Annotated in this window: 5 protein-coding genes; all 5 read left to right on the plus strand. The window is 69.3% G+C overall.

Translation table 11 applies throughout. From position 1 onward, the window contains the following. Positions 1 to 86 precede the first annotated feature (86 nt). Positions 87 to 1,301 (plus strand): metal-dependent hydrolase family protein, encoded by a 1,215-nt coding sequence (locus tag ELR45_RS20770; protein ID WP_129668058.1) that lies wholly within the window; start codon positions 87 to 89, stop codon positions 1,299 to 1,301. A 210-nt stretch (positions 1,302 to 1,511) separates the two neighbouring features. Beyond that, the gene (locus ELR45_RS20775) at positions 1,512 to 3,104 is read left to right on the plus strand and encodes an ABC transporter substrate-binding protein (protein WP_129668059.1); all 1,593 of its coding nucleotides are present in this window, start codon (positions 1,512 to 1,514) and stop codon (positions 3,102 to 3,104) included. Next, positions 3,101 to 4,117 carry an ABC transporter permease gene (locus ELR45_RS20780; protein WP_129668060.1) on the plus strand — a complete coding sequence of 339 codons (1,017 nt, stop codon included), beginning with the start codon at positions 3,101 to 3,103 and terminating at the stop codon, positions 4,115 to 4,117. Before ELR45_RS20775 ends, ELR45_RS20780 begins: the two co-directional genes overlap by 4 nt. A gap of 1 nt (position 4,118) precedes the next feature. Further along, positions 4,119 to 6,017, plus strand: coding sequence for a dipeptide/oligopeptide/nickel ABC transporter permease/ATP-binding protein (locus ELR45_RS20785; RefSeq protein ID WP_129668061.1), 1,899 nt, complete (start codon positions 4,119 to 4,121; stop codon positions 6,015 to 6,017). Beyond that, positions 6,014 to 6,389 (plus strand): ATP-binding cassette domain-containing protein (locus ELR45_RS38550; protein WP_205856963.1); only part of this gene is annotated, 376 nt, incomplete at its 3' end. The genes ELR45_RS20785 and ELR45_RS38550, both read left to right, overlap by 4 nt.

The raw sequence follows: 6,389 nt of genomic DNA on the forward strand, positions 1-6,389 counted from the left end.
CGGTCGTGCTCGGCGGCCAGGTGGTGGTCGACGACGGGGCCTTTGCTGGAGTACGAGCGGGCCACGTGCTGAGGAGCTGAAGACGCATGCCAGAACGCGGGACCCGGACGGTGATCGGGGGAGGCGAAGTGTTCGACGGGTCAGGCGCCGCGCCTTCGGCCGCCGACGTCGTCGTGGAGAATGGCCGCATCGTCGAGGTCGGCACCGGCCTGGACGCCGACGTCGCCGTCGACGCGACCGGGCTGACCATCCTGCCCGGGCTGATGGACTGTCACGTGCACGTGATGCTGGACAGCGTCGATCTGATGGCGCACCTGCAGCGTCCGTTCTCGTACGGGTTCTACCTGGCCATCCGGAACCACGCGGCGACGCTCGACTGCGGCATCACCACCGTGCGCGACGCCGGAGGAGCCGATCTGGGTGTGAAGCAGGCGGTTGACGATGGGCTGGTCGAGGGTCCGCGGATGAAGACGGCCATCTCCATCCTGGGGCAGACCGGCGGCCATACCGACGGCTGGCAGCCCAGTGGAATCGACACCACGCTCTTCCCGCCGCACCCGGGTCGCCCGTCGGCGATCGTCGACGGTCCCGGTGAGATGCGCCGGAAGGTGCGCGAGCTCGTGCGGGCCGGTGCGGACGTGATCAAGATCTGTACCTCGGGCGGTGTGGTCTCGCCTCGTGACGATCCACGGCATCCGCACTTCGGCGCGGACGAGCTCGCCACCTGCGTGGCGGAGGCGTCGGTGGCGGGCATCTCGGTGATGGCCCACGCTCAGGGCGCCACGGGTATCAAGAACGCCGTTCGCGCCGGCATCCGCTCGATCGAGCACGGCATCTATCTCGACGACGAAGCCATCGACATGATGCTCGACGCCGGTACCTACCTGGTGCCTACGCTGTCCGCGCCGCAGGCGGTGATCGACGCGGCCGCGGCCGGGGCGGCCCTGCCCGACGTCGTCGTGGACAAGGCGCGTGAGGTGGTGTGGGCGCATCGGGAGTCGTTCGCCAAGGCTGTGACGGCTGGCGTACGTATCGCGATGGGGACCGATAGCGGCGTGGGCCGGCACGGGGACAACCTCTCGGAGCTCGCCCTGATGGGCGACGCCGGCATGAAGCCGGACGAAGTGCTGGTCGCGTCGACGCGCACCTCGGCTGAGCTGCTCGGCGTGGCCCAGGAGCTCGGCACGATCGAGCCGGGTAAGCGTGCGGATCTCGTCCTGGTGGGCGGGAGCCCTTACGAATTCGTCTCGCTGAAGTCGAACATCTCCGCGGTGTACAAGGACGGGCGGCGGCTGCGCTGACCCACGAACGACGGGAATGGATCACGACCGTGGTTGCCCGATCGGACGTGGTCGACCACCTGCGGGTGTGAGGCCGCCGGGTGTGGCCCGGCGGACCCGCAACTCGGCCGATCCGACAACTCGACTTGGTCCGAGTCGTCCGATCGACCAAAGACTCGGGGCGTGATCCAGGCCACGCTATCGGGAACGCCGGCTCGTGAAGGAGTTGTCATGCGCATAGGGCACAAGGCTGCCGGAGTCCTCGCGGCGCTCATGCTGCTCGTCGCGGCCTGTGGCTCGGACAGCGACAGCGGCGGCGAGGCCGCCGCCGGCGACGGCGCTGCCGCGGAACTCGCTGTGGACGGGACGTTCACGACGGCGATCGCCGCGGACCCGGGTAATCTGCATCCGCATCTGACGGTGCTCTCAGCGACCCGCACCGTCGACGCCTACATGTACGACCAGCTCGTCTACTTCAACCAGGACGGCGAAGAGCTGCCGTGGCTGGCCGAGTCGTGGGACGTCCAGCCCGACTCCGTGACCTATACCCTCGAGGAGGGCATAACCTGCTCCGACGGTTCGCCGCTGACGGCCGGCGACGTCGCGGCCAACTTCGAGTTCGTCACCGACGAGGCCAATGAGTCGCCGGTTCGCGGCGTCTTGGTTCCGGCGGAGATGGATATCTCCTTCGACGACGACGCCCGGACCGTGACGCTCGCCGTTGCGGAGCCCGACCCGTTCCTGTTGCACAGCACCGGCGCGCTCTTCATCGCCTGCCGCGCTGGCCTGGACGATCCGTCGCTCCTCGAACAGGACGGCATCGGCACTGGCATGTACGAGCTGACCGAGGCCGTCGCCGACGACCACTACACGTTCGAACGACGCGACGACTACGTCTGGGGTCCGGACGGGGCTACGGCCACCGAACCCGGCACGGCTAAGACGATCAGCCTGCGTGTGATCGCGAACGAGTCGACCGCCGCCAACCTGTTCCTGTCCGGCGAACTGGACGCCGTGGCGGTGGTCGGGCCGGACCGGCAGCGGCTGGAGGGTCAGTACGAGCAGGTCACCATCCGTGGAGTGGTGGGTGAACTGTTCTTCAATCAGGCAGACGGGCGGCCCGGGCAGGATCCCGGCATGCGCGCGGCGCTCGCCCAGGCACTGGACTTCACCGAGCTGATGTCGGTGATCACCGGTGGCTACGGTGAGATGTCGCGGATGGCCGCGGCGACACCACCGACCGCGTGTGACTTCGACTCGGTCGCTGACCACCTGCCCGCGGCGGACCCGGACGCGGCCGGCTGGACTGCGGGATCGGGCGGAACGCGCAGCAAGGACGGCACGGAGCTCGCCGTCAACCTGATCTATAACAGCACTCGCGGCGACTCCACCGCGGCGGCCGCGGAGCTGATCGCGCAGAAGTGGAACGAGATCGGCGTCGCCACCACCGCGCGGGGCATGCCACCGACCGAGTACAACGAGGTGGCCTTCAGCACCGGTGAATGGGACGCCGCACTGCTGCCGATCAACGTGCGGCTGCCCAACCAACTGGTGCCGTTCCTCTCTGGCGCCACGCCGGCCGAGGGCGGAGTCAACCTGGCCTATCTGCAGAACGAGGACTATGACGCCGCCGTCGCCGAGGCGATGGCGATCCCCGGTGCCGAGAGCTGTGAGAAGTGGCAGGAGGCCGAGGAGGCACTGCTCGCCGCGCACGACGTCACGATCTTCGCCGACGAGATCATCCCGACGTTCCTCAACGGCGTGACCGTCGAGCGTGGCTCCGACGGGCTGGTCGCCCCGACCATCAGATTGCAGGCTCAATGACGACGGCGTCCGCGCCGCTCGCCACGACGACGCCCGAAGCCGTCGGGGGTCACACCCGCTGGGCGCGCAACCCGTGGGTCGTCTTTCTCATCCGGAGGCTGGCTCGGCTGCTCGTGTCCTTGGCGGTCCTGGTCACGATCGCGTTCTTGATGATTCATCTGATTCCCGGCGACCCGGTCCGTGCGGCCCTGGGAATCAACGCACCGGCAGACCTGGTCGAAGCCAGGCGGGAAAGCCTCGGTCTGAACGACCCGATCGTCGTGCAGTACGTGAACTATGTCCAGGCCCTGTTCAGCGGAGATATGGGCGTGTCGATGACCTCGGGCGTCGCCGTCTCCGAGACGATCGGCCAGCGGCTGCCGGCCTCGGCGAGCCTGGCGGTCTGCGCGTTCGCGGTCGTCATGATCGTCTCGATTCCACTCGGCCTGTGCATGGCCGTGCTGACCCGGGGCGGCCGTAGGCGCGGTGCCGAGCTCGGGTTCACGTCCACGAGCGCGGTGGTCGCCGCCATCCCCGAGTTCCTGCTCGCGGTCGGGCTGGTCTTCGTCTTCGGTGTGACGCTCGACTGGTTCCCGGTGGCCGGGCGGGAGGGAGCGTCGTCATACGTGCTGCCGGTGATCGCGCTGTCGATCGGCCCGGCGTTGCTGATGGCGCGCATCGTCCGGGTCGAGGCGCTGAGCGTGCTCGGCCAGGACTTCGTCCGCACAGCGCGTGCCAAACGGCTGCCGCCGTGGCGGGTGTACTTCCGGCACGTCTTCCCGAACGCGCTCACCTCGACGCTGACTATCGGCGGGTTGCTGCTCAGCGCGATGATCGTGGGGACCGTTCTGGTGGAGAACGTCTTCGCCTGGCCGGGCATGGGGATGACCATCGTGCAGTCGATCCTGGCCAAGGACTATCCGCTGGTCCAGGGCATCGTCCTGGTCTACGGGGTGGCCGTGCTGCTGGTGAACCTGGTGGTGGATCTGATGCTCGCGGTCGTCGACCCCCGTTCGACCATCAGGGAGGCGTGACATGCGGCTGGAGCACTGGCGCAGCGCGTTGAAGAGCCCGGTGGGAGGGGTCGCCGCGACGCTGCTCGTGGCCTTCGCCGTGCTGGCGGTGATCGCGCCGATCATCTGGGGCGATGCCGCGGAGGAGACCGACCCGGCCGCGCTGTCCCTGGGGTCGAGCCCGGAGCATCTGCTCGGCACCGACGCGCTGGGTCGGGACATCGCACTGCGGGTACTTGTGGCCACCCGGTTCTCACTCGGGCTCGCACTGCTGGCCACCTCGATCTCGGTGACCATCGGCATCATCCTAGGCGTGCTGCCGGCCGTGCTCGGGCGGCGTGCCGGGCGTCTGGTGGTGGCCGTGGTCAACCTGGCGGTCGCCTTCCCAGCACTGCTGCTGGCGTTGTTCTTCGCTGTCGTGTTCGGCATCGGCTCGCATGGAGCGGTCCTGGCGATCGGCGCGGCCGGGGCGCCGTCGTTCGCCCGGCTCGTGCAGACCAATGTGGCGTCGGTGTCAGGACGGGACTACGTCTCGGCGGCGCGCGTCGCGGGTGTGAGCCGGATCCGGCTGGTCGTGCGGCACCTGTTGCCGAACATCGGCGAGCCGCTGGTGGTCAACGCCACGGTGATGGCGGGCACGGCCCTGCTGGCGTTCGCCGGCCTGTCCTTCCTCGGCCTCGGCGTTCAGCCGCCGTCGTACGACTGGGGCCGGCTGCTGGGCGAGGGGCTGGATCGGATCTATCTCAACCCCGCGGCTGCCCTCGCGCCCGGTGTCGCCGTCGTCTTGGCCGGTCTGGCGTTCACGCTGATGGGAGAGGCGATCGCGCAGGTGGTGGGGATCCGGACGGGAATCTTCCGGATCCCGCAACGCATGCCCGACCCGGCCGCGCAGGCAGAGTCCGGGCGTGACGACGATGCCGTGCTGGTCGTCGAGGACCTCCGGGTAGCTTTCCCGTCCGCCGATGGACAGACCGAACCGGTGGATGGGGTGAGCCTGACCATCCAGCGTGGCGAGACGGTGGGGATCGTCGGTGAGTCCGGCTCGGGCAAGAGCCTGACCGCACTCGCCCTGGCCAAACTCACACCGGAGAACGCTGCGGTGTCGGCGACCCGGCTGGATTTCACCGGGGAGTCGTTGCTCGGCCGTTCCGACGCGGAGGTCCGCCGGCTGCTCGGAACGTCGCTGGCGATGGTCTTCCAGGACCCGATGACCTCGTTCAACCCGTCGATGCGGGTGGGGTGGCAGATCGCCGAGGTCGCTCGTGCCCTTGAAGGGCGCGGCCGTCGCGAGGCGCTGGACCGAGCGGTGGACAGGCTGCGCAAGGTGCATATGCCGGTCCCAGAGCGACGCGCGCGCCAGTACCCGCACGAGTTCTCCGGCGGAATGCGTCAGCGGGCGATGATCGGCATGGGCCTGATGAGCACGCCCGCACTGATCATCGCCGACGAGCCGACCACCGCGCTGGATGTGACCGTGCAGCGGCAGGTGCTGCGGCTGCTCCGCGACGTGCAGCGTGACTCGGGCGCGGCGGTGGTGCTGATCTCGCATGACATCGCGGTGGTGTCGCAGATGTGCCAACGCATCGTCGTCATGTACGCCGGGCGGATCGTGGAGGAGCTTCCGGTCGACCGGCTGGCCTCGGCGGCGCATCCGTATACCCGTGCTCTGCTGGGATCGGTACCGGACATGACCACGGACCGGGAGCGGCCGCTGGCCACCATCCCGGGGCGGCCGCCGGACCCGGTCTCCCGGCCCACCGGCTGTGCGTTCGCGCCGAGATGCGAGTTCGCCGACGCGCAATGCGGCGACGTGCCGGTCCTCACCGCGGTCGGCGTGGAACATCAGCGGGCGGCGTGCTGGCACCCGCGGGAGGAACCGCTGCCCGTCGTGGCCGACGCGGAGATCGGAGGGCGGGTATGAGAGAGCTGGAGTTTCGCGGCGTCACCGTCCGGTTCGGTTCCGGTCACGGGGCCATCAACGCTGTCGACGGCGTTGACCTGGCAGTCCCGGCGGGGACCGTCGTCGGGCTGGTCGGCGAGTCCGGCTCTGGGAAGTCGACCCTGGCCAAGGCCGCGGTCGGTCTCGTCCCCACGGCCGGCGGTGAGATCCTGCTGGACGGCGCGACGATGAAGCGGGCGCGGGACCGCGGCCGGCTCCAGATGGTGTTCCAGGATCCGTACTCGTCGCTGGATCCGCGGATGAGCGTCGGCGACTCGATCGCCGAGGCGCTGCCGGGCCGTCGCGGTCGCGCCGCACGACGCTCCGAGGTGACGCGGCTGCTGGAGCTGGTCG

This window comes from Phytoactinopolyspora endophytica (assembly GCF_004138495.1).
GTDB lineage: Bacteria > Actinomycetota > Actinomycetes > Jiangellales > Jiangellaceae > Phytoactinopolyspora > Phytoactinopolyspora endophytica.